The following is a 2625-nucleotide window of genomic DNA, read 5'->3' as shown; positions in this document are numbered from 1 at the left end:
TGTTAGTGCCAGTGCAATCTTGACCAGCTAAACCGCAAAGTGCCAATCCAATATTGACCAGGGTGTTCCACTGACCTGCTGAGAATTTCAGCAGGGGATTCAAGGTGATCACCATGGACATGATTGGCAAGGTCAGGCGCATGAGACTGCGCGACCAACTCTCCCTCAGCGAGATCGCAAAGCGCACGGGCCTGTCGCGCAACACGGTCAAGAAGTGGCTCAAGGCGCCCAGCGATGTTGTGCCGAAGTACGAGCGGGTGAAGCTCGATGGCAAGCTCACGGCGTTCGAGCCGGCCCTGCACCAGGCGCTCACGACCGACAGCCATCGCCCGAAGCAGGGACGGCGCAGCGGCCGTGCCTTGTTTGCTCAGATACAGGCCCAGGGCTACCGCGGCGGCTACAGCGCCGTCACCGACTACATCCGGCGCTGGCGGGTGGAGTCGGCAGCCAGTCCGGCCAAGGCGTTCGTTCCGATGAGCTTCGAACTGGGAGAGGCCTTCCAGTTCGACTGGAGCGTCGAGGCCATGGTCGTCGGTGGTGTGTTCTACAACGTGCAAGTGGCGCACCTGAAGCTGTGCGCCAGTCGAGCCTTCTGGCTGGTGGCCTACCCCAGCCAGGGCCACGAGATGCTGTTCGATGCGCACACCCGCTCGTTCCAAGCACTCGGCGGCGTCACCCGGCGCGGCATCTACGACAACATGCGCACCGCCGTGGACAAGGTGCAGCGCGGCAAGCAGCGCACCGTCAACGCCCGCTTCGCTGCCATGTGCAGCCACTACCTGTTCGACCCCGACTTCTGCAACGTCGCCTCGGGCTGGGAGAAGGGGGTAGTCGAGAAGAACGTGCAGGACAGCCGCCGGCGCATCTGGATCGAAGCCGCGACCCGTCGCTTCGGCTCGTTCATCGAACTCAATGCCTGGCTGAGCGAGCGGTGTCGTTCGGTGTGGAGCGACACCACGCATCCGATCCATCGGCAGTTCACCGTGGCCGAGATGTGGGAGCTGGAGAAGCCTCACCTCATGTCCATGCCGGCCCCCTTCGACGGCTACGTCGAGCGGCTGGCCCGGGTCAGCAGCACCTGCCTGGTGGCCGCCGCGCGCAATCGTTACTCCGTGCCGTGCGAGTGGGCTGGCCACATCGTCAGCACCCGCGTCTATCCCGAGCGAATCGATGTAGCGGCCGCGGACGCCGTCGTGGCCAGCCATGCCCGGCTGCCGGGCAGCGGCCTGACCAGCTACGACTGGCAGCACTACATTGGGCTGGTGCAGCGCAAGCCGGGCGCCTTGCGCAACGGCACGCCGTTCCTGGATCTGCCGGCGCCGTTGCTGCGCTTGCGTCAATCCCTGCTGCGTCATGCTGGAGGAGACCGGGTCATGGCGCAGGTGCTGGCCGTGGTGCCGCAGGCCGGACTGGAGGCGGTGCTGGTGGCCGTTGAGCTGGTGCTTGAAGGCAGAGCGCCCAGCGGCAGCATCAGCGTGGAGCACGTGCGCAACGTGCTGGCCCGCCTGAACAGCCCGGCCCCACCGGATCAGGCGCAGACATCCCTGCGGCTCACCCAGGCGCCCAAGGCCGACACCGCGCGCTACGACCGGCTGCGCCCCACCCACCAGGATCATCTGGACGGACAGGAGGTCGGCCATGCGTGAGACCCTCATCGATGTGCAGGCCCAACTGAAGGCGCTGCGGCTCAACGGCATGGCCACGGCCTGGGCCGATCTGACGGAGCAAGGCGGCGATACGACCCTGGCCACATCACGCTGGCTGGTGGAGCACCTGCTGCAGGCTGAAGACGCCGACCGGGCGATGCGTTCCATTGCCCACCAGATGAAGTCGGCGCGCTTCCCCATGCATCGCGACTTGGCTGGGTTCGACTTCGCCGTCTCGCAGGTCGACCGCGCGTTGATCCAGAAACTGGCGGACCTGTCGTTCACGCAGGATGCGCAGAACGTGGTGTTGGTCGGCGGCCCAGGCACTGGCAAGACCCACCTGGCCACGGCGCTGGGGATTGCCGGGCTCACCCGGCACGCCAAGCGAGTGCGGTTCTACTCCACGGTCGATCTGGTCAATGCCCTGGAGCATGAGAAGAGCCAGGGACGTGCTGGACGCATCGCCATGAGCCTGGTGCGCATGGACTTGGTCGTGCTCGACGAGTTGGGCTACCTGCCGTTCAGCCAGGCCGGTGGTGCCTTGTTGTTCCACCTGCTGTCCAAGCTCTACGAGCACACCAGCGTAATGATCACCACCAACCTCACCTTCGGGGAGTGGTCCAGTGTGTTCGGCGACGCCAAGATGACCACTGCACTATTGGATCGCTTGACGCATCACTGCCACATCATCGAAACGGGCAACGAGTCCTATCGCTTCCGCCACAGCACGCACGAGGCCAAAGGGCGCATCAAGACGCGCGAGCAGACCAGGAAGGCAGCGGCCACCCAGGTGAGCGAGGTCGCGGAGGAAGGGGCCTCGCCTGACGGCTCGGGAATACCAACAATCGGTTCAAGAAAAGGAGGACCCACCGAGGCATCCAACCTATAGTTATCCACAGCTGGCTCCTACCAGAACCAGCTCCAGCCCCTGGTCAATGTTCGACTGGCACCGCTGATCTCGATTGCACTGGCGCTAACA

The 2625-nt window shown here is 64.7% G+C and carries 2 protein-coding genes; both read left to right on the top strand.

What is annotated here, in order from left to right; translation table 11 throughout:
• The first annotated feature begins 113 nt into the window (after positions 1 to 113).
• A complete protein-coding gene (gene istA / locus AC07O4_RS31490) occupies positions 114 to 1646 on the top strand; it encodes an IS21 family transposase (RefSeq protein WP_495306620.1) in 1533 nt (510 codons plus the stop codon).
• The gene (istB, locus tag AC07O4_RS31485; RefSeq protein ID WP_307590757.1) at positions 1639 to 2535 is read left to right on the top strand and encodes an IS21-like element helper ATPase IstB; all 897 of its coding nucleotides are present in this window, start codon (positions 1639 to 1641) and stop codon (positions 2533 to 2535) included. Before istA ends, istB begins: the two co-directional genes overlap by 8 nt.
• Positions 2536 to 2625 lie beyond the last annotated feature (90 nt).

The sequence above is a fragment of the Variovorax sp. GW821-FHT09D04 genome (assembly GCF_059416405.1).
This window is presented reverse-complemented; position numbering and strand designations above follow the sequence as displayed.